This window comes from Marinobacter flavimaris, from assembly GCF_045057155.1.
Taxonomy (GTDB): Bacteria; Pseudomonadota; Gammaproteobacteria; order Pseudomonadales; family Oleiphilaceae; genus Marinobacter; species Marinobacter manganoxydans.
In genome coordinates this window covers 3,048,443-3,067,773 of record NZ_CP171359.1, presented here as the reverse complement: position 1 = coordinate 3,067,773, position 19,331 = coordinate 3,048,443, and the positions used below count along the sequence as shown (strand labels likewise).

19 protein-coding genes are annotated in these 19,331 nt (G+C 59.9%); 10 read left to right on the top strand and 9 right to left on the bottom strand.

Translation table 11 applies throughout. The annotated features are described in order from the left end of the window. Positions 1-8: 8 nt before the first annotated feature. The 3 genes from trpE to rpe all read right to left on the bottom strand — a co-directional run bounded on the left by trpE (position 9) and on the right by rpe (position 3,101). The gene (gene trpE / locus ACGK9W_RS14490) at positions 9-1,496 is read right to left on the bottom strand and encodes an anthranilate synthase component I (RefSeq protein WP_039882005.1); all 1,488 of its coding nucleotides are present in this window, start codon (positions 1,494-1,496) and stop codon (positions 9-11) included. 232 nt (positions 1,497-1,728) lie between these two features. After that, on the bottom strand, positions 1,729-2,418 hold the full coding sequence (locus ACGK9W_RS14485; protein ID WP_014578485.1) for a phosphoglycolate phosphatase: 690 nt from the start codon (positions 2,416-2,418) through the stop codon (positions 1,729-1,731). Further along, a complete protein-coding gene (rpe, locus tag ACGK9W_RS14480; RefSeq protein WP_008173385.1) occupies positions 2,415-3,101 on the bottom strand; it encodes a ribulose-phosphate 3-epimerase in 687 nt (228 codons plus the stop codon). The genes ACGK9W_RS14485 and rpe overlap by 4 nt, the downstream gene beginning before the upstream one ends. 117 nt (positions 3,102-3,218) lie before the next feature. On the opposite strand from rpe, the gene ACGK9W_RS14475 reads away from it, so the two are divergent. Then, on the top strand, positions 3,219-4,172 hold the full coding sequence (locus ACGK9W_RS14475) for a DUF3530 family protein (protein ID WP_008173383.1): 954 nt from the start codon (positions 3,219-3,221) through the stop codon (positions 4,170-4,172). On the opposite strand, the gene ACGK9W_RS14470 is transcribed toward ACGK9W_RS14475, so the two are convergent. Genes ACGK9W_RS14470 through ACGK9W_RS14460 form a run of 3 tightly spaced genes read right to left on the bottom strand, consistent with a single transcriptional unit; the run spans position 4,169 to position 6,667 of the window. Then, on the bottom strand, positions 4,169-4,927 hold the full coding sequence (locus tag ACGK9W_RS14470; protein ID WP_039881998.1) for a DnaJ domain-containing protein: 759 nt from the start codon (positions 4,925-4,927) through the stop codon (positions 4,169-4,171). The two genes, ACGK9W_RS14475 and ACGK9W_RS14470, sit on opposite strands and share 4 nt — an antisense overlap. Then, positions 4,914-5,612 (bottom strand): N-acetylmuramate alpha-1-phosphate uridylyltransferase MurU, encoded by a 699-nt coding sequence (murU, locus tag ACGK9W_RS14465; protein WP_405417258.1) that lies wholly within the window; start codon positions 5,610-5,612, stop codon positions 4,914-4,916. The genes ACGK9W_RS14470 and murU overlap by 14 nt, the downstream gene beginning before the upstream one ends. Then, entirely contained in the window at positions 5,609-6,667 is a 1,059-nt protein-coding gene (locus ACGK9W_RS14460) for an aminoglycoside phosphotransferase family protein (RefSeq protein ID WP_405417256.1), read from the bottom strand. Before ACGK9W_RS14460 ends, murU begins: the two co-directional genes overlap by 4 nt. A 243-nt stretch (positions 6,668-6,910) precedes the next feature. On the opposite strand from ACGK9W_RS14460, the gene ACGK9W_RS14455 reads away from it, so the two are divergent. The 9 genes from ACGK9W_RS14455 to slmA all read left to right on the top strand — a co-directional run bounded on the left by ACGK9W_RS14455 (position 6,911) and on the right by slmA (position 15,450). After that, complete coding sequence (locus ACGK9W_RS14455) at positions 6,911-9,232, top strand: LPS-assembly protein LptD (RefSeq protein WP_100169491.1); 2,322 nt, start codon at positions 6,911-6,913, stop codon at positions 9,230-9,232. 64 nt (positions 9,233-9,296) lie between these two features. Continuing rightward, positions 9,297-10,637: a peptidylprolyl isomerase gene (locus tag ACGK9W_RS14450; RefSeq protein WP_008173372.1), complete on the top strand. Its 1,341-nt coding sequence runs from the start codon at positions 9,297-9,299 to the stop codon at positions 10,635-10,637. Further along, on the top strand, positions 10,637-11,647 hold the full coding sequence (pdxA, locus tag ACGK9W_RS14445; protein WP_405417254.1) for a 4-hydroxythreonine-4-phosphate dehydrogenase PdxA: 1,011 nt from the start codon (positions 10,637-10,639) through the stop codon (positions 11,645-11,647). The genes ACGK9W_RS14450 and pdxA overlap by 1 nt, the downstream gene beginning before the upstream one ends. After that, positions 11,644-12,474 (top strand): 16S rRNA (adenine(1518)-N(6)/adenine(1519)-N(6))-dimethyltransferase RsmA, encoded by an 831-nt coding sequence (gene rsmA, locus ACGK9W_RS14440; RefSeq protein ID WP_008173367.1) that lies wholly within the window; start codon positions 11,644-11,646, stop codon positions 12,472-12,474. The genes pdxA and rsmA overlap by 4 nt, the downstream gene beginning before the upstream one ends. Beyond that, positions 12,467-13,267 (top strand): symmetrical bis(5'-nucleosyl)-tetraphosphatase, encoded by an 801-nt coding sequence (locus ACGK9W_RS14435; protein WP_008173365.1) that lies wholly within the window; start codon positions 12,467-12,469, stop codon positions 13,265-13,267. The genes rsmA and ACGK9W_RS14435 overlap by 8 nt, the downstream gene beginning before the upstream one ends. 43 nt (positions 13,268-13,310) lie before the next feature. Next, positions 13,311-13,670 carry a DUF423 domain-containing protein gene (locus ACGK9W_RS14430; RefSeq protein WP_008173363.1) on the top strand — a complete coding sequence of 120 codons (360 nt, stop codon included), beginning with the start codon at positions 13,311-13,313 and terminating at the stop codon, positions 13,668-13,670. A 25-nt stretch (positions 13,671-13,695) separates the two neighbouring features. Next, on the top strand, positions 13,696-13,896 hold the full coding sequence (thiS, locus tag ACGK9W_RS14425) for a sulfur carrier protein ThiS (RefSeq protein WP_008173362.1): 201 nt from the start codon (positions 13,696-13,698) through the stop codon (positions 13,894-13,896). Between the two features lie 66 nt (positions 13,897-13,962). Then, positions 13,963-14,772: a thiazole synthase gene (locus ACGK9W_RS14420; RefSeq protein WP_008173361.1), complete on the top strand. Its 810-nt coding sequence runs from the start codon at positions 13,963-13,965 to the stop codon at positions 14,770-14,772. Between the two features lie 90 nt (positions 14,773-14,862). Continuing rightward, positions 14,863-15,450, top strand: coding sequence for a nucleoid occlusion factor SlmA (gene slmA, locus ACGK9W_RS14415; RefSeq protein ID WP_008173360.1), 588 nt, complete (start codon positions 14,863-14,865; stop codon positions 15,448-15,450). A 188-nt stretch (positions 15,451-15,638) separates the two neighbouring features. Here the strand turns inward: slmA and ACGK9W_RS14410 are convergent, their stop codons facing one another. The 3 genes from ACGK9W_RS14410 to ACGK9W_RS14400 all read right to left on the bottom strand — a co-directional run bounded on the left by ACGK9W_RS14410 (position 15,639) and on the right by ACGK9W_RS14400 (position 19,227). Next, positions 15,639-16,463: an inositol monophosphatase family protein gene (locus ACGK9W_RS14410; RefSeq protein ID WP_008173359.1), complete on the bottom strand. Its 825-nt coding sequence runs from the start codon at positions 16,461-16,463 to the stop codon at positions 15,639-15,641. 56 nt (positions 16,464-16,519) lie between these two features. Next, entirely contained in the window at positions 16,520-17,815 is a 1,296-nt protein-coding gene (locus ACGK9W_RS14405; RefSeq protein ID WP_014578472.1) for a pyridoxal phosphate-dependent aminotransferase, read from the bottom strand. Positions 17,816-17,928: 113 nt separating this feature from the next. After that, complete coding sequence (locus ACGK9W_RS14400; protein WP_227507831.1) at positions 17,929-19,227, bottom strand: substrate-binding domain-containing protein; 1,299 nt, start codon at positions 19,225-19,227, stop codon at positions 17,929-17,931. Positions 19,228-19,331: the final 104 nt, after the last annotated feature.

Here is a 19,331-nt window from a genome sequence, read left to right as displayed (position 1 = left end):
CCTCCGCCTCAGTGGTCGAAATCGTTGTAGGTCATGGCCACCGCGCGGAAAATGGCGCGGCCCTTGTTCATGGTTTCCTTCCACTCGAGGCGGGGCACCGAATCGGCCACCACGCCGGCGCCTGCCTGGATATGCAGGGTGTTGTCCTTGATCACGGCGGTACGGATGGCAATGGCTGTGTCCATGTTGCCGTTGAACGACAGATAGCCAACGGCGCCTCCGTAGACCCCACGCTTGACCGGCTCCAGTTCGTCGATAATCTCCATGGCCCGGATCTTGGGCGCACCGCTAAGGGTGCCGGCGGGCAGGGTGGCGCGCAGCACGTCCAGGCAGCTGGTGTTGTCTTTCAGCCGGCCGGTCACGTTGGAGACGATATGCATCACGTGGGAGTAGCGCTCCACGATCATCTTGTCGGTCAGCCGGACCGTGCCGGTTTCCGACACCCGGCCGGCATCGTTACGGCCCAGGTCGATCAGCATCAGATGCTCGGCAATTTCTTTCGGATCAGCCAGCAGTTCTGCTTCCAGCGCCTTGTCCTCGGCATCGGTGGCGCCGCGCTTGCGGGTGCCGGCGATCGGCCGAACCGTCACTTCCTCGTCTTCCACCCGGGCCAGGATTTCCGGGGAGGAGCCCACGATGTGGAAGTCACCCAAATCCAGGAAATACATGTAAGGGGAAGGATTCAGTACCCTGAGCGAGCGATACAGGTTCAGCGGTGGCGCCTCGAAGGGAATCGACATGCGCTGTGATATCACCGTCTGCATGACATCGCCGTCGAGCACGTAGCCCTTGATCTTGTCTACCGCGGCTTCGAATTTGTCCTGGGTAAAGCCGGAAATAAAGTCGCTCTCGTCCACGGCTTTTCCGCGCAGGTGTTCTGGGGTGCGGGGCGCGTCAGCGGTCTGCCTGTGCAGATGGTTTTCCAGCTGATCAATGCGGCTCTGCGCCTTTTCGAAGGCGCCCTCAATGGCCGGATCGGCATGGACAATCAGATGCAGCTTGCCCCGCAGGTTGTCGAATACCACGATCTCGTTGGACACCATCAGCAGGATGTCCGGCGTGCCGATTTTGTCCGGCGGACAGCTCTTGCGCAGCCGTTTTTCGATGTAGCGCACGGTGTCGTAGCCGAAGTAGCCCACCAGGCCGCCATTAAAGCGGGGCAGCTCATCCAGATCCGGTGCATGGAAGCGTTTCTGATAGGCTTCGACAAAGGTGAGCGGATCGTCCACTTCCTCGGTCTCAACAACCTCGCCGCCGCGGCTGATCTCCACCCGGTGGTCGAAGACCTTCAGTACTTCGTGACTGGGCAGGCCGATGATCGAATACCGGCCCCATTTCTCTCCGCCCTGAACGGATTCGAACAGGTAGGAATAGGGTCCGCTGGCGAGTTTGAGGTAGGTGCTCAGGGGCGTGTCGAGGTCGGCCAGTACCTCACGATACACAGGGATACGGTTAAAGCCGGCGTCGGCGAGCTCGGTGAATTGCTCGGGTGTCATGGTACGGTTTCCTGAAATCTGATCTGCATTGTGGATGAAAGCCTGTGCTTCCATCAGGTGCTGCGGGCTCGACCAGCAGACGCCAGTCAGCCTCCGGGCTTGCTCAGCCGGTGCGCCATCGCCACCATCGTGTTGCGCGGGTTGTCAGGATGCCTCGCGCTGCAGTCAGATTCAGTCCCTGCACGGCAGGAATCTCCCGTAAAGAAGTGCTCAATGTAAGTTCCTTGTGAGATTACAAAAGCTCGGCCAGCGAATCAACAACCGCGTCGGCGCCCAGAGTATCCACCGCAGGCCCGTAGTTATACCCGTACCGCACCGCCACACAGGGAATGCCCGCGGCCAGCGCCGCGTTAATATCCGCTGCGGAGTCGCCTACCATGACTGTGGTTCCGCGGGTGCCCCCCAGGGTTTCCATGGCATGAAGCAGGGGAGCGGGGTCCGGTTTCTTGACCGGCAGGGTGTCACCACCCACGGTCAGGTCGAACCAGTGATCCAGTCCCATTTGCTCAAGCAGCGGTGCCACAAACTGTTCCGGCTTGTTGGTGACGATGCCCAGCCGGCAGCCCTGGTTCTTCAGGTGCGTGAGACAGGCCTCGACTCCGGCGTAGACTACCGAATGCTGTCCGTTGAGCGTGCCGTAGGCGTGATAGAAAATCGCCAGGGCATCCTTGAACAGGGCCTCGTCTTTTGGTCGCGCCGGTTCCCAGTCCACCTGGCCGGCCAGGGCCCGGCGCACCAGAACGCTGGCGCCATTGCCTACCCAGTTCCGTACCCGGTCAATGCCTGCTGGTGAGCGCCCAAGATGCGCCAGCATCTGGTCCACGGCGGCCGCCAGATCCGGTGCACTGTCCACCAGGGTGCCGTCGAGATCAAACAGGGCAACCCCCGGCCAGCGTGGATTGAACAGCCCTGCCAGGCTCATTGGCTGATCACCCTGCGGGCCTGCTCCAGTTCTTCGCGCATGGCATCAATGGTGGTTTTATAGTCGTCGGTGTTAAAGATGGCAGATCCCGCCACGAAGGTGTCGGCACCGGCCTCGGCGATTTCCCGGATGTTCTCGGTCTTCACGCCACCGTCGATTTCCAGGCGGATATTGTAGTTACTGGCATCGATGCGCTTGCGGGCCTCCCGGAGTTTGTCGAGCGTGCCGGGAATGAACTTCTGGCCACCGAAGCCGGGGTTTACCGACATCATCAGCACCATGTCCAGTTTGTCCATCACATGATCCATATAATGCAGCGGCGTGGCCGGGTTGAACACCAGGCCCGCCTGGCAGCCACCGTCGCGGATCAGCTGCAGTGAGCGATCAATGTGGTTGGTCGCTTCCGGGTGGAAGGTAATGTAACTGGCCCCGGCGTCGATAAACATACGGATGAGGTCGTCCACCGGCGACACCATCAGGTGCACATCGATGGGGGCGGTCACGCCGTGCTTGCGCAGCGCCTCGCAGACCATGGGGCCAATGGTGAGGTTGGGTACGTAGTGATTGTCCATCACATCGAAGTGCACCACGTCGGCGCCGGCGGCCAGCACGTTATCGACTTCCTCGCCAAGACGGGCAAAATCGGCGGACAGGATGGATGGGGCAATCAGGTAAGGGTTCATGACGGCTCTCTCACAACAATGGATAATGGCTTGGTCAGCGGTCCCTGCCGCACATTCAGGATGGCTGCTAGTCTAACAGCTCAGTGGCGTTTTTTCGCAGTCAAAGGATCAGTATCTGTGCAGAGATTCGAGATTTACCGGCCCGGCGTGTTCTGGTTTTTTGTCCTGGCGCTGATGTGTGTCGCACCGTCCATCACCCTCGGGCAGGAAGAGAGCGGGACGGCCGGTGAGGCCGAAGGCGTCGAGGCGTCAGAGTCTGCGAGTCGGGCCCTGATCTGGACAGGCACCGGCGAACGCTCCCTGATCCAGCGTTTTCCCGAATCAGCGGTATGGCTGGAGCTTGAGGAGGGTGATAGGGCGCTGGGCCTGTTCTACCCGGAAGCCAGGTTGCCGGCTCGCGGTGCGGTGCTGGTTCTGTCGGAAGAAGGTGAAACTGCCGCTTCCGGGGTAACCGGCTCACTGGCAGCGGGGCTGGCTTCCAGGGGCTGGGCCGTGCTCACCCTTGGCCTGGAGTCGCCCTCACCGGTTCTGAGTGAAATCCTGATGCGGCCGGTGGTAGAAGAACCATCGGCGGAAACGGAGGCGGGTGAGCAGGAAGCACCGGAATCGGTCATGATCGATATCATGGCTTCAGAGAGTGCCGATGATCTTGAGGCGCGCTACCGAAGCCGGATCAGCCAGACGCTCCAGGCAGGGCTGGCCCAGTTGGCTGAGCGGGGCTATGAAACACCGGCTGTTCTGGGAGTCGGGCGAGCCAGCATACACGTGACCAACCAGGTACTGGAGGGGGCTGATGCCGCTGCGCTTATCTGGGTGGCTTCCCAGTTTTACCCCGTTGACCGTCCAGATCTGCCCGAACGTCTGGAGTCGCTGAGCACGAAATTGCTGGAGCTTTATCCGTCCGGAGCCGCTGATGATCAAACGAAATGGAGTATGGGAATGAGGTTGCGCCGGGCCGGGATGAGTGGCTTTGAGCGACAACCGATTCCCTGGCTCACGCCAGCGCCCGGAACCCTGGGCGATGGGATTGCCAGCCGCGTTGCTGCATGGCTGGAGTCCCGCCAGGACTAGCGGACGGTGTTGTGGCGCTTGATCAGTTCCCAGGCCTGCTGATAGTGAAGCAGACGATCCTTGGCCAGTGCATGCTCGCGGGGGCTGACCTGCTGTTGGGCCAGCTTGTCCGGATGGCACTCGGATACCTTCTTGCGGTAGGCCCGCTTGATCACCTCCAGTGAATCCCGCCGGGTGACCCCCAACAGCTCGCAGGCCTGCTGATAACTGGTGGGTCTTGAGAGATTCTCGCTATGCCGGGTCCATACCTTGCTGGCATAGCTGTCGAAGATGTCCTCGCTGATGCTAACCGGTAGGCCAATCTGGTCAATGGCATCCTCGCAGCGATAGCGCCTGGGTTTGGCGGGCCGGCCGTTCAGTTGACTGGCGTGGCACAGACAGATGGCGGTTTTCAGGGCCGGGGAAGGCCATAGCCGGCGGGACAGGCGCATGGCCAACCCGCGGATGAAAGGCAGTTGCCCGGCTGACTTGCCGTCCTGGAACCAGCCAATGGCGCGCCGTCGCTGACGCTTCGACAGCCTCATGGCCTTGATCAGGGATTCTGCATAGCCAATGTCGGCTTCGGTCACTCGCCCCTCTGCTTTGGCGATATAACCGAGGAAGAAGAACAGGGGGCGCCTGCACCAGCGGGGCAGATGGGCGCGCTCGATAAGCGCGGGTGCCTGATGGCCGCAGGCTGAGAGTTCCCGCATCAGGCTGGAAAACTCGGCGTCCATCCGTGCCGGCAGCACCGGTTGTCGTTTACTCCCTGCCATGGCTTTCAGATTCCCTGTTGCCCAGTTGCCTGTCCAGCGCCTGGAGGCGTTCCGGGGTGCCGACGTCCACCCATTGTCCCCGGTGATAAAGGCCTTTCACGCGGCCTTCGCCCATGGCGTTGCGCAGCACAGGCCCGAGCTTTCCGGACCGGTCGGTCAGCCCCTCGAACAGGCGCCGGTGTAACAGGCTAATGCCGGTGAAGGTCAGCTTGTCCGGGCCATCACTATGGAGTACTCCCTGGTCAGTGAGGTGAAAGTCACCTTCGGGATGGTGTGGCGGATTGCTGGTGACCACCAGCAGGGCGTCTGCGTCAGGCGGCGGTGTCAGTCCAGAAAGGTCGAAATCGCTCCAGATATCGCCGTTGATCGCCAGAAACCAGTCAGATTTGTCACCGGCAAGCAGAGGCAGAGCGCGCACGATGCCACCGGCGGTTTCCAGCGGCTCGCCTTCACGGGAATATTGAATGGATAGCCCGAACCCTTCGCCGTTTCCCAGGGTTTCCTCAATTTGGTCGCCCAGCCAGGCATGATTGATCACCACCTCACGGATTCCCGCCCGCCGCAGGTGCTCCAGATGATAGGTGATCAGAGGTTTGCCAGCGGCCCTTAACAGGGGCTTTGGTGTGGCCAGCGTCAGTGGCCGCATGCGTTCACCTTTGCCGGCTGCGAGAATCATAGCCTTCACTGGGGCAAGCGCTCCTGACCCGGGGCCGGGCCGATCCTCGTCTCGATCCGGGGCATAACCGTATCGCTCAGCCATTCGTGGAAGTGTCGCAGGGCTGGCTGTCGACCGCTGGCAACGATCAGGTACTGAACGGTTCGGGGAATGTCCTTGAGATAGCCGTGCTTGCCATCGCGGATCGATAGCCGGGCAAAAATGCCGGCAGCTTTCAGGTGCCGCTGCATGCCCATCAGTTCAAACCACTGGCGGAAGGTCTCCGGGTCCGCACGGTGCAGGCCAGCCTCGAGGCTGCTCTGGCGGTAGTCTTCCAGCCATTTGCAGATGCGCTTCTCTGGCCATTGGATGTAGCAGTCTTTCAGCAGCGAGACCACATCGTAAGTGACGGGCCCAGTAACCGCATCCTGGAAATCGATGACACCCGGGCGAGGTTGGTCTTGGCGAACCAGCAGGTTTCGGGAATGGTAGTCCCGGTGGACCGTCACTTCCGGTTGCGCCAGGGCGCTTTCCCGCAGCATGGAAAAGGTCGTGTCCAGCAGGGCCCGCTCGCTGTTTTCCAGGTTCATGCCCAGATGCCTCTCCAGAAGCCAGTCCGGGAACAGCGCCATTTCCCGCTCAAGCAGGGTGGCATCGTAAGGCGGTAGCGGGTAATCACTGGGGGAAGTCTGGCTCGCGATCAGGGTCAGCTCTTGCAGGGCGTTCCTGTAGAGCTGGTCTGCGGACTCGGTGTTCAGTCGGCCAAGCATCAGCTGGTCGCCAAAATCCTCCAGTAGCAGGAAGCCCTGCTTCAGATCAGCCTGCACAATGTCCGGCACCGCAATACCTTGGCGGTGCCAGTGCCGGGCGATGGCCACGAAGGGCTCGCAGTCTTCATGTTCCGGGGGCGCATCCATCACGATAAACGGTGCACCGTCCCCGGTAGCGGTCGTCGGATTTGCGTGCTGCCAGACCCGGAAATAACGGCGAAAACTGGCATCGCCGGAAACCGGTTCGGCTTCGCACTGTTCGAAGCCGGGAAATTGTCTGACCCAGTTGGTCAGCAACTGCAGGCGGGTATCCATAGTTCGGGTTGCGATCCTGAAAAAAGTTGTCGCTGACAGCGAAAGTTAGCAGACGAGTATAAAGAGGGTAAATCGGTTTTGCAGCGGAGTTTCCGTTAACAACCCGTCAGGGCACGTGTAAACTAGGCGGCGTTTATTATTGCCCGTCCTCCAATTCACCCGGAACAGGATCCAGCCACCGTGCCATGTCCCGAACGCCCACTGCAATCGCCGGAAACCCGGTGGCAGAGCCGGTATGGCCGTTTGTTGCTGGCCGCGTTTCTAGGATTGGGGGGTGCCACCGGTTATGCCCAGACACCGCCGTCAGCGGCGGAAATTGACTGGCGCCCCAGGGCAGAACTGCCTTCCGAGGTGCGGTCATCTTTGCCCCTGTTCTGTGATGGTGGCTATTTGCCTTCCGGCAGTCACGACGGCGTTGGCAGTGCCTTTGCCGGTGGTAGCGATGCCGAACAGCCATTGGAGGCCAGCGGCCTGAATGCCCGGTATGAAATTGACCGCGAGCTGTTTCTCCAGGGCGATGTCCGGATCCGCCAGGGGGGCTTCCAGGTAACCGGTTCAGAAGCCCGCTACAGCCAGCAACAGGGCGCGGTATCGGTTCAGGGGCCACTGGTCAGTCGAGGTGATGGCTTCCTTCTGACCGGTGAGAACGCGAACTACGATGTGGATACCGGGCGGCTGGACATCAACACGGCGACGTTTCTGCTGCACGGGCCCGAAATGCGCGGTCGTGCAGGCCGTCTGGCGCGGATCAGTGAAGAGCAGGTGGTCATTGAAGATGGCTTTCTGACCACCTGTGGCCCGAAGCAGAACGACTGGGCCATTGTTGCCTCGGATATCCAGCTGGACCGGGCCGAGGGTTTTGGTACCGCAAAGCATGTTCGGCTGGAGATTCTGGATGTGCCGGTGTTCTACTGGCCCTGGGCCAGCTTTCCCATTGATGACCGACGCAAGTCCGGTTTCCTGTATCCCCAGTTCGGTTCTTCCACTGCCGGTAGCGGAGGCTTTCTCGCGCTACCTTATTATCTGAATCTTGCCCCCCATTATGACGCCACGCTCACGCCTCAGTACATGAATGGCCGGGGCCTGTTCAACGAGGCCGAGGGCCGCTATCTCAGTTCGCTGGGCGAGACGACGCTGCAGTTGGGCTACATCGGCAGCGATTCGGAGTTCGCGGCCGAGAATCCCGGCGAATCGGGCGAGCGCTGGGCTCTGGATGCCACCACGAGGGCGGTGTTCGGCGGTGGCTGGTCCGGCTACGGTGATTTTTCCGTAGTGAGTGACGAGGACTATTTCAGCGACCTGAACCGTAACCTGGAGATTAACCAGGCAACCCACCTGCAAAGAAAGGGTGGGGTCACTTACCGGAGCGACCAGCAGTATTTTGATGCCTACCTTAACGATTACCAGACCATCAGTGAAAGTATTGCCAATGAGGATAAGCCCTATGCCCAGCTGCCTGAAATAATCTACGCGGGACAGGCAGGCGCGGGTATTCTGGAAGCGAATCTGGAGAGTCAGTACACCGTTTTTTACCGTGATAACGAAGGACTGACTGGTCTGGACCAGGCCAACGGTCAGCGGTTCCGGGCCCGGCCGGAACTGGCTCTGCCACTGCGGGCGTTGTGGGGCTTCAGTCGCCCCTCGGTGAGTGTGGATTACACCCGCTACGATCTCGATGATTACGATCTCGGTGATGGCGCGTTTGATCGCACGGTGCCGGTTGCCGAGTGGGATAACGGGCTTTATTTCGACCGTCAGGGCAGTCTGTTTGATGTGCCCTACAACCAGACCCTTGAGCCCCGGCTGTACTATGTATGGGCCAATGCGGACGCGGATCAGAATGACATTCCTGACTTTGACACCGACCTCCAGACGTTCCGGTTTGACCAGCTGTTTCAGCCGGATCGCTTTACCGGCGGTGATCGGGTAGGTGACGCCAACCAGTTGACCGTGGCCCTGACCAGCCGTTTCAATGACCTGCTCACCGGTGCCGAGCGGGCCAGGTTCAGTATCGGCCAGGTGCAGTACTTTGACGACCGTGAGGTAACTCTGTTTGGTGAGGGTGGCGGAACCCGGAGCCGCTCTCCGCTGGCGGGTGAGGTGGTGCTCAACCCGCTTGATACTCTGGAGATCCGGTCGTCTGGCCTGTGGGATCCCGACACCGGTGATACCGAGGAAGGTCGAAGTCAGCTGACTTTCCATTCCAGTGATTACCGCTACCTGGCCAGTCTGGGGCACACCTATAGCCGGGATGAACTGGAACAGTCAGACATTGCGACGGTTTTCCCGGTGACGGACCGTGTTAGTCTGATCGGCCGCTGGGTCTACGACTCAAGCCTTGACCGTACGGTGGGGTCCCTGGCCGGCCTTGAATACAACAACTGCTGCTGGAGCATTCAGGTGGTTCACCAGAATTACCTGACTTACGACCGGGAGCTTCAGGGGCGCATACTGTTTCAGATTCAGCTGAAAGGACTGGGTGGCAGTGGTGGTGCCTCATCGAGTATTTCCGAGGCCATTTACGGTTTTGATGAAAGGGAGAGTCGTCGTTTTGGAACTCCCTGACTGGATCCCGGACTAAGGCCCCCAAAACGCCAGAAAAGCTCAAATTCTATTTGTAGAGGTGATTATGAAGGCGACCCTTCGCCATGGTGTACAAGCGTTACTGGTTCTTCTAGCCGTCCTGGCCCCGTTGTCTGTTCAGGCCGAGCGTAAGTTGCTGGACCAGGTAGTGGCCATCGTCGATGAGGATGTCATCCTTCAGACCGAGTTGGAGGCCCGAATCAACACCATCACCAGTCGCCTTAGTGCACAGGGCACGGCGCTGCCGCCAAGGCAGGTCCTCGAAGAGCGTGTGCTTGACCAGCTGATCACCGAATCGATCCAGATGCAGATGGCAGATCGGGCCGGTATGCGCATCAGCGATAACGAGTTGAACGAAACCATGGCCAACATTGCCGAACGCAATGGCATGAGCCTGCCGCAGTTTGAAATCCAGCTCGAAGCCGAAGGCGTGACTTACAACCAGGCCCGCGAACAGATCCGCAAGGAAATGCTGACCAGCCGGGTTCAGCAGCGCCAGGTCGGCAACCGGGTTCGGGTGACTGATCGGGAAGTTGAAAACTATCTGGAAAGTCTGGAGGCCCGTGGAGGGAATAACGCTCAGTACCGGCTGGCGTACATCTTTGTGAGCGTAGACGACCCCTCTGATGAGGCGGAGGTGGATGCCGCAAGGGAGAAAGCCGAGCGGCTGCGCAGTGAGATCGCCAATGGCCGTGATTTCCGCGAAGTGGCTGTTGCCGAGTCTGATGCCAGTAATGCCCTGGAAGGTGGCGATATGGGCTGGCGTGCCGAGGGTCAGCTGCCGTCTCTGGTTGCTCCGGTCGTGCCGGAGCTGCCGGTGGGTGAGCCCTCAGACGTCCTGGAAAACAACAGCGGCTTCCACCTGGTAATGGTGATGGACAAGCGCGGCGGCGAGCAGCAGCAGATGATCCAGCAGCACCGTGTTCGTCACATTCTGGTTCGGCCTTCCGAAGCCACGACGGACAGCCAGGCTGAAACCGTGATTCGGGATCTGTACCAGCAGCTTCAGAATGGAGCCAGCTTCAGTGCGCTGGCCAGAGAGTACTCCGATGATCCGGTGTCTGGCTCCGATGGCGGTAATCTGGGCTGGGTAAGCCCGGGCCAGATGGTGCCGGCGTTTGAGCAGGCCATGCTCGATGCTGATATTGGCGAGTTGCGCGGGCCGTTCCGTTCCCAGTTTGGCTGGCACATTCTGCAGGTTCAGGAGCGCCGCCAGAAAGACATCAGCGGTGATGTGCGCGACGCCGAGGCCCGCCAGGCCATCTATCGCCGCAAGTTTGAGACCGAACTGCAGAACTGGCTTCAGGAGATCCGCGATGAGGCCTTTGTCGAGTTCAAGGGCGAGTACGCCAAGGACGAACCGGCGGAAGAAGAGCCAGTCTCCTGATGAGTAATCCCGTGGTGCTGGCACTGACGGCCGGCGAACCTGCCGGCATTGGTCCGGAGTTGTGCCTGCAACTGGCTCTTGAGGCCCGGAGTGCAGGTGTGGTGGTGGTTGCCAGCGGGCCATTGCTGGAGGCCCGGGCGAAGCAAATGAACCTGGCGGTTGAACTGCGTGCCTGGCAGCCCGGAGAGTCGCCGGAAATGGAGGCAGGCCTGCTGTCGGTTCTGCATGTGGACGGTTGTGCCAATCATGAACCGGGCACACTGGATACCGGCAGCGGTGCTTATGTGCTCAGAACGCTGGAAGTCGCCGCTAACGGCTGCCTCAGCGGCGATTTTGACGGCATGGTGACGGCGCCTGTCCATAAGGGCGTTATCAACGATGCCGGCATCGCGTTCAGCGGCCATACCGAGTTCCTGCAGGAGCTCTGCGGTGTGGATCGTGTGGTCATGATGCTGGCGACCGAAGAGTTGCGGGTTGCGCTTGTTACTACCCACTTACCGCTCAAGGACGTATCCGCCGCCATTACCCCGGAGCGCCTGACTCAGGTAACGCGAATTCTCGATGCTGATCTGAAAAAGTTCTTCGGTGTTGCCCGGCCCAGGATACTGGTGGCCGGCCTGAATCCTCATGCCGGCGAAGGTGGTCACCTTGGTCGGGAGGAAATCGACACCATCGAGCCAACCCTGGAGGCTCTGCGTGCCGAAGGCATTTCTCTGACCGGACCTTTACCTGCGGATACCCTGTTTACCCCGCACTGGCTCGACCAGGCCGATGCGGTTCTGGCCATGTATCATGATCAGGGGCTGCCGGTGCTGAAGTTTCAGGGCTTTGGGCGTGCGGTGAACATTACCCTGGGGCTGCCGATTGTGCGCACGTCCGTGGATCATGGCACGGCTCTGGATCTGGCGGGAACCGGTCGAGCCGATGCCGGCAGTCTGCATACGGCCCTGAAGATAGGCGAGCAAATGGCTCGTTGTCGAAAATCTGCAATTGAAGAGACCCGTTCGTGAGCAACAAAGCCGGCCACCAGGCCAGAAAACGGTTTGGCCAGAATTTCCTCCATGATCCGGGAGTCATAGAGCAGATCATCCGCGCCATTAACCCGAAACCCGATGACGCCATCGTGGAAATTGGCCCTGGACTGGGCGCACTGACCGAGGAAATACTGGCGGTGAACCCGAAGCTCCAGGTTGTGGAACTGGATCGGGATCTGATTCCGGTGCTGCGCACCAAGTTCTTCAACTATCCCGAATTCCGGATTCACGAGGCGGACGCACTCAAGTTTGATTTCAGCCAGCTCATGGTGGATCGCCCCCTGCGGATCATCGGTAATTTGCCGTACAACATTTCCACACCGCTGATTTTCCACCTGCTGTCCCAGGCCGGTGTTGTGCAGGATATGCACTTCATGCTGCAGAAAGAGGTGGTTCAACGAATGGCAGCGGTGCCGGGTGACAACAATTACGGGCGTCTTGGGATTATGACCCAGTATTTCTGCCGGGTTCAGCCGCTGTTTGAAGTTGGGCCCGGCGCTTTTCGACCGGCGCCCAAGGTGGATTCGGCGATTGTCCGATTGGTGCCTCACAAGACCCTGCCACACCCGGCGAAGGATTTGACGACACTTCAGGCCGTGGTCCGCACAGCCTTTAACGCCCGGCGGAAAACTCTCCGCAAGGCACTGGGCGGCATGGTGTCGGCCGAACAGCTCCGGAGCCTTGGCATCAATGACGGTCTGCGACCGGAGAACCTCGCACTGGCCGATTTCGTGGCGATTGCCGACCTGCTTTTTACCGAGAAGGGTGCAGCCAATCCGGCAAACGAGGTAAGTGATGACTGACTACGCGATCGGCGATATTCAGGGCTGTTACGAGCGTCTCAGGGATGTCCTGGAGAAAGTGGATTTCTCTCCCTCCCGTGACCGTCTATGGGTGGCCGGCGATCTGATCAACCGCGGCCCGTCCTCGCTGGAAACCCTGAGATACATCGAGAGCCTTGGGGATTCGGCGGTCGTCGTGCTTGGCAATCACGACCTGCATCTGCTGGCGGTGTCCCTGGGCGGTCATCAGACGCGTCGCAAAGACACCCTGTCGGATATCCTTGACGCTCCGGATTACGAGCCGCTGGTTAACTGGCTCCGGCAGCAGAATCTCTGTGTTCACGACCCGGCCCGGAATCTGGTGATGACCCACGCCGGTTTGCCCCATATCTGGACGGTCAGCCAGGCAATGGAGTGTGCCAGGGAAGTTGAAGCCGTGATCCGGGGCGAAACCGCCGAGGAATACTTTGCCCATATGTACGGCAATCAGCCCGAGCGCTGGGACGAGTCCCTGCAGGGAATGGACCGCTGGCGGGTCATTACCAACTATTTCACCCGCATGCGCTTTATTGCCGAGGATGGCTCTCTGGAACTGGCGGCCAAGGAAAGCGTCGACAGCGCGCCGGAAGGTTACCAGCCGTGGTTTCATTTTCCCCGCAATGACGATGTGCGGGTGGTGTTTGGGCACTGGGCAGCCCTGGAAGGAAAAACCGGCAGTGACCGTTTTGTCGGCCTGGACACCGGGTGTGTCTGGGGTGGCGCACTGACCATGATGAACCTGGATTCGGGAGAAAAGATCCACTGTGACTGCTGAATCCGTACGACCGGCCAGGAGAGGGATTCTTCGGTTACCGCTGTTGGCAGGTGCTTTTCTGGCCCTGGTGGCAGTGATGGCCGGCGCTTTCGGTGCACACGGGCTGCGCAATCTGGTCAGTGAGCGGGGCCTTGAAGTTTTCCAGACCGCCGTCACATATCAAATGTATCATTCCATTGCGCTGGTTCTGCTGGCATTGCTGGCTGCACAGGGCCTGTCCAGAAAGCTACTGGCCTGGTCGGCCGGGTTTTTCCTGGCCGGCATTCTGTTATTCAGTGGCAGTCTTTACCTTCTGGTGCTGACAGACATCCGCTGGATCGGTCCGATCACGCCCCTTGGTGGGTTGTGTTTCATGGTGGGCTGGGCGCTGTTAATAACCTCCGGTCTCCGCCGGAACAAGTGAAGAATACAGAGGTTCAAGAGTCACGATGCAGGTTCAGGTAAATGGCGATCAAATGGAGCTGCCGAGTGGCGCTACCATTGCCACGCTGATTGAAAAGATGGCGCTGGCCGGCAAGCGGCTTGCGGTAGAGGTCAACGAGGACATAGTGCCACGAAGCCGGCACCCGGAATTTACCTTGAGCGATGGCGACCGTGTAGAAGTCGTTCACGCCATTGGCGGCGGCTGAACAGTCTGCCCAGCCCACCCATGACGGCGGTTCCCATCCTCCCGTAACAAACGATTCAGGAACACTATGACAGAGACATCCGAACTCCAGCTTCCAGAAGACAGACCGCTCGAAATTGCCGGACGGGTCTACCAGTCCCGTTTGCTCGTCGGGACCGGCAAATACCGTGACATGATGGAAACCGGCCATGCCATCGAATCCAGCGGTGCCGAAATTGTTACCGTTGCGGTGCGCCGGACCAACCTTGGCCAGAACCCGGATGAGCCGAACTTGCTGGATGTGATTTCCCCAAGCAGCTATACCATTTTGCCCAACACGGCGGGCTGCTATACCGCGAAAGACGCCGTCCGCACCTGCAAGCTGGCCCGCGAGCTTCTGGATGGCCACGACCTGGTGAAGCTGGAAGTTCTTGGTGAGGAGAAAACCCTTTACCCGAACATGACCGAGACCCTGGTTGCCGCCGAAGAGCTCATCAAGGACGGCTTCAAGGTCATGGTCTACTGTTCGGACGACCCGCTGCTGGCCAAGCGTCTGGAAGAGATGGGCTGTGTGGCCATCATGCCCCTTGGTGCCCCGATCGGTTCCGGCCTGGGTATCCAGAACCGGTATAACATCCGTCTGATCGTAGAGAATGCGAATGTTCCGGTGCTGGTGGATGCCGGTGTTGGCACCGCGTCGGATGCCACCATCGCCATGGAGCTGGGCTGCGACGGCGTACTGATGAATACCGCCATTGCCCAGGCCAAAGACCCGATCCGAATGGCCAATGCCATGCGCCTGGCCATTGAGTCTGGTCGTGAAGCCTATCTGGCGGGCCGGATGCCCAAGAAGCTCTATGCCAGCGCATCCTCGCCCATTGATGGCACCTTCTTCTGATCTCGGGCACAATCCTGACTAACGATAACCGAGGGCCGGCGCTGAACGACCGGCCCCGACAACGATAAATCAGAGCGCTGCTGTCCTGCCATGACTGACCAGAAACCCAGTCGCCGCGAGGCGATTCTCCATGCTCTTGTGGAACTCCTGGAGACTGATCCGGGCGCCCGTATCACCACCGCCGGTCTCGCCAAATCCGTGGGCGTTACCGAGGCGGCTTTGTATCGGCACTTTCCCAGCAAGCGGAAAATGTTCGAGGCGCTTATCGAGTTTGCTGAAGAGGCCGTGTTCTCTCGCTGTCAGGTGATCCTGCAGGAGCAGGAGGACGTGCGGGTTCGTCTCCAGCAATTGGTGCACCTGGTGCTGGTCTTTGCTGAACGCAATCCGGGGCTGTGTTGTGTGCTGACCGGTGATGCTTTGATGGGCGAGAACGACACCCTGCGCAAGCGTGCCTCCCAGTTCTTCGAGCGCCTGGAAACCCAGGTACGGCAAACCCTCAAAGAAGGCGAAATCCGCCAGGGCCTGCGGCCCCGGACGACCTCTGCTCGCGGCGCGGACTTTGTACTGGTTTTTGTTGAAGGGCGGATCCAGCGGTTTATCCGCTCCTCGTTCTCGCGGTTGCCTTCTACTGACTTCGACGAGAGTTGGGGGTTGGTTGCAGAAGGTGTTTGGGGCTGAGCTTGGAGTTGGCCTCCTCCTGGTAGCCTGATAGATCCGGTGGTGAGGCGAAGGCAGGAAGGGCTTTCCCGAAACCGCTACGAGCACATGAATGTGCTCGTAGCGGTTTCGGGGAGCAGGTTCCCATCCTGTGCCCGCCCCGAAGTTAACAGGCTAGTGACAACCCCCGAAGGCAATCACAAGCACAATCAGTCGTACCCAGAGGCAGACCGCAGGATAGACCGAACAGGCTCCCAAAGAGCCGGGGCCGAAATCAGGATATCGCGGCCCCAGAGGTCGGCAGGATAACCGTCGGGCACTTCACTGAAATGGCCAGCGGTGGCGCCTGCTTCCAGGGCGATCAGGCGGGCGGCGGCGAAGTCCCATGGGCTGACGTTTTCATAGTAGATATCCAGTCGGCCACAGGCCACCCAGCAGATATCCAGTGCCGCGGAACCGATGCGCCGCAGGTCGCGGCATTGGTGAATCATTGCATCCAGGCGTTTGACCAGCGGTTCCAGGGCGTCCTTGGTGTAGGGGAAGCCGGTTGCAAACAGGGCATCCCGGGGCACGGTGGCGCCGCTGTGGCGGATCGGATGGTTGTTCAGCGTGGCGCCCTCTGAGCGGGTCGCCCGGAAGGTTTCGCCGGGGAAGGGCGCATGCACCACACCGGCCTGAACCCGACCTTTTTCGGCATAGGCAATGGAGACGGCTACCTGGGGATGGCCATAGGCATAGTTCACGGTGCCATCGATGGGGTCGACGATCCAGAGGGGGGTATCCAGCTCCTCGGCCTGGCTAAGGTCCGGCATGGTCTCTTCCGAGAGAATCCGGTGACCGGGGAAGCGTTTGCGGATGGCGCCTGTGATGAATTCGTCCGCCATCACGTCGGCGTGGGTTACCAGCTCGGTTTGATGCTTGTAATCGGTGCGCAGGGCGTTGTTGTCCCGCTCGCGGCGAATCAGTTCGCCGGCCTCGCGGGCCAGGTTTTCGGCAAAGTCGGTAATCTCGAGCAGAGAAACTGAATCAGACATGGCGCCCCCGTTGATATCCCGTTAGAGAATGAGGGCGCCAGTCTAACACGGCAGGATCAGAGGCTGTTCAGCCACTGCTCCATCTTGTCCATGGCGGTGACCAGCCGCGGGCAAGCCTGTTTCACGAAGTCGTCGCCCAGTTCCTGTTCGGCATAGTCGCCGCCGGCGAGCTCCAGGGATTCGGCGCCGTCGAAGTCGACGAAGGCCAGGCGCGCCGCCAGATGATCCGGCACGAAGCCAAAATCGCTGGCCGGCAGGATGGCCACGCCGGTGTTTTCCAGCAGGGCCTGGCAGAAGGCCTGGCTGGTCTTGATGTCTTTACTGGCCAGTTGTTCGCGGAAGCCGGAGAAGTCCGGGAACAGGTAGAACGCGCCTTCCGGTTTCTGGACCACCGCGCCCATGTCGCTCAGTCGACGGTGCATGTACTCGCCAACAACCTTCAGTACCCGACGGGACTGTTTGAGGTATTCGTCGATGTCGTCACCACCGTTAAACGCTGCAATGGCCGCGTGCTGGATCGGTGCGCTCGTCGCTGTGTAGGTTTCACTGGCGATGATGGCCATGGCGTCCTGCAGGGGCCTCAGTTCCCGGGGGAAAATGAATGTGCCAAGGCGCCAGCCGCCGGCACCGGCCCATTTACTGAGGCCGGTACTGATGATGGTGCCTTCCGGGTAATACCGGGCAATGGATTTGTGCCTGCCCTCGAAATGCACCTCACCGTAGATCTCATCGGAGAGCAGGATCAGCCGGTATTTTCGGGCCACATTGGCAATGGCCAGTAGCTGGTCGTCGGTGTAGGTGCAGCCGGTGGGGTTGGACGGGTAGTTCAGGATCAAAATCCGGGGCCGCGAGGGATCATCCCGACAGATGATATCCAGCTCTTCGGCGGTAAGCTGCCAGTTGTTCTCGGCATGGGTTGGCAGCCAGTGAACCGAGCGGCCGATGATCCGGGCTTGCGGGGCATAGGAAACCCAGCTCGGACGCGGGATCAGCAGATCACCATAGTAGGCCAGCTGCAGCATGAACAGCAGTTCCTTGGAGCCCGGGCCAATCAGCACGTCTTCCCAGGTGCAGTGCATGCGCTCACTACGGCGAATGTAGCCGGCGATTGCCTCGCGTAAGCCTTTGAGCCCTTTTACCGGCAAATAGTCCTTTTCGTGGGCGTGCTCCTTGAGCGCCTCCACCACGCGATCGGGAACCGGGAAAGGGGACTGCCCCAGCCCGAGTTTGATAATGTCCTTGCCCTCGGATTTGAGGTGATTGCTCAGCTCATTGATTCGAAGGGTGGCCGAGGGCTGAATACCCCGGACGTTCAGGTTGATCGCGTAACGGTGGTCGTTTTGGATGTCCATTGTCCCTGTCTGTTGGTTGGAAATGACCCCGTCAGTATAGGAAACCCCAACATATCTGTGATGTCGTGGCGGATAGGTGATTGCCGCAGTTTTTCCTCAGACTTTGGTCTCGGCTATCGGGATTTGATCCAGACTTCCACCCGACCATTGCGCGGGCTGCCGCTGCCGCCCACCGGCATGTACTGGCCATAACCCGTGTAGGCAACATCCGGCACGTTCACTTCCTGCAGGGCCTTGCGGACCGACAGGGCCCGGAGCTCGGAAATCATCTGGGCACGTAATTCATGGCTCTGGGTGTCGGCGAACCCGATGAGTAACAGGTCGTCAGCGGATCGGCCGTTCTGGTTCAGATACTGCTGAACTCGCTGCAGGTCCCGGCGGGCCTTGTTGTCGAGCTTGGTCCGGCCTTCGGAGAAACGGAAATTGACCGTCAGGCGATGGTAGTTGCCGGTCAGGCGGCGAAAACTCTCGGGCGTCGATTCGTCGAATTCCGGCTTGACCGCGATGGGGTTCTGGGAGATGAATCCGGATTCTGCAACCAGTGCCTGGCCTTGCTGGCCGAGGGCAAAGCCAATCAGACCTGCGGAAAGTGGCGGGACGTCACTCCCGGGCGTGTACATGAACAGGCGTCGTGATAGCGGATAATCCTCGCTGGCAACGGTGAGCTGGTTGGGGTGAAGCGCCGGGGCATTGCCTTCCGAGATCGCCAGGAGTTTGCTGTTACGCACTGAGGCGAGGCCCGAGAAACCAATACCCGAGGGATCCTTGCTTACGTCATCCGACAGCTGGTCGTTGGATTCGTAGCGCCTGGCGTTGCTGTCCAGTTCGAACTGTTTTCCAAGAACCAGGGATTTGAAGGTGTCCCAGGTTCCGGAACGGTCATCCCGGGCGTAGAGATGAATCGGGCGGTCCGGGCCGCCCAGCTCAGACCAGTTCCGGATCTGCCCGGAGAATACGCGGCCCAGGGTTTCGATGCTCATTTTGCTTACGGGGTTGGACGGGTGCACCAGAATGGCCAGGCCATCAATGGCAATAACGTGCTCGCTCTCGGGCGCAGTGAGGTCCGCCCGGGCGCGAAATTGCTCTGCTTCCTGCGGTTTTACCGGGCGGGAAGAGGCCCAGATGTCGGCCTTGCCTGCGGCCATCGCCTTGAAGCCGGTGCTTGATCCGTGCGCTGCAACCAGCACCTCGGCCGCCCGATTGTTCACAGGCGCTCGCAGGATTTTTTCGTTTTCCACGCCGGTACCCCTGGCTGCAACCTGTCCGCCGCCATGCTCTTCCAGATAGCCGGTAACCAGCATTGGCGCCAGGGTAGCGCCGACGGTATTGGAACCGTGAATTTCCAGGTCATAGGCCTGGGCCTGAAAGGCCATAAGAGCGGGCAGTAGCAGTCCCGGGAGTGTTGCAGTCATCCGTGTGAATCGCGGCATCTTTCGAAAAACCCTTACCAGACAGTTGGTTGAGAAGCTGGAAGGATGCTTCAGAAATATGACATTTGTGTTTCACTGCCTACACA

What these genes read in the sequence shown, in the direction of transcription:
- ACGK9W_RS14420 (WP_008173361.1), top strand. Translation starts at nt 13,963, where the DNA reads ATGACAGAGACATCCGAACTCCAGCTTCCAGAAGACAGACCGCTCGAA.
- ACGK9W_RS14410 (WP_008173359.1), bottom strand. Translation starts at nt 16,463, where the DNA reads ATGTCTGATTCAGTTTCTCTGCTCGAGATTACCGACTTTGCCGAAAAC.
- ACGK9W_RS14470 (WP_039881998.1), bottom strand. Translation starts at nt 4,927, where the DNA reads ATGGCAGGGAGTAAACGACAACCGGTGCTGCCGGCACGGATGGACGCC.
- thiS (WP_008173362.1), top strand. Translation starts at nt 13,696, where the DNA reads ATGCAGGTTCAGGTAAATGGCGATCAAATGGAGCTGCCGAGTGGCGCT.
- rpe (WP_008173385.1), bottom strand. Translation starts at nt 3,101, where the DNA reads ATGAACCCTTACCTGATTGCCCCATCCATCCTGTCCGCCGATTTTGCC.
- slmA (WP_008173360.1), top strand. Translation starts at nt 14,863, where the DNA reads ATGACTGACCAGAAACCCAGTCGCCGCGAGGCGATTCTCCATGCTCTT.
- ACGK9W_RS14460 (WP_405417256.1), bottom strand. Translation starts at nt 6,667, where the DNA reads ATGGATACCCGCCTGCAGTTGCTGACCAACTGGGTCAGACAATTTCCC.
- ACGK9W_RS14405 (WP_014578472.1), bottom strand. Translation starts at nt 17,815, where the DNA reads ATGGACATCCAAAACGACCACCGTTACGCGATCAACCTGAACGTCCGG.
- trpE (WP_039882005.1), bottom strand. Translation starts at nt 1,496, where the DNA reads ATGACACCCGAGCAATTCACCGAGCTCGCCGACGCCGGCTTTAACCGT.
- ACGK9W_RS14485 (WP_014578485.1), bottom strand. Translation starts at nt 2,418, where the DNA reads ATGAGCCTGGCAGGGCTGTTCAATCCACGCTGGCCGGGGGTTGCCCTG.
- ACGK9W_RS14400 (WP_227507831.1), bottom strand. Translation starts at nt 19,227, where the DNA reads ATGACTGCAACACTCCCGGGACTGCTACTGCCCGCTCTTATGGCCTTT.
- pdxA (WP_405417254.1), top strand. Translation starts at nt 10,637, where the DNA reads ATGAGTAATCCCGTGGTGCTGGCACTGACGGCCGGCGAACCTGCCGGC.
- ACGK9W_RS14450 (WP_008173372.1), top strand. Translation starts at nt 9,297, where the DNA reads ATGAAGGCGACCCTTCGCCATGGTGTACAAGCGTTACTGGTTCTTCTA.
- ACGK9W_RS14435 (WP_008173365.1), top strand. Translation starts at nt 12,467, where the DNA reads ATGACTGACTACGCGATCGGCGATATTCAGGGCTGTTACGAGCGTCTC.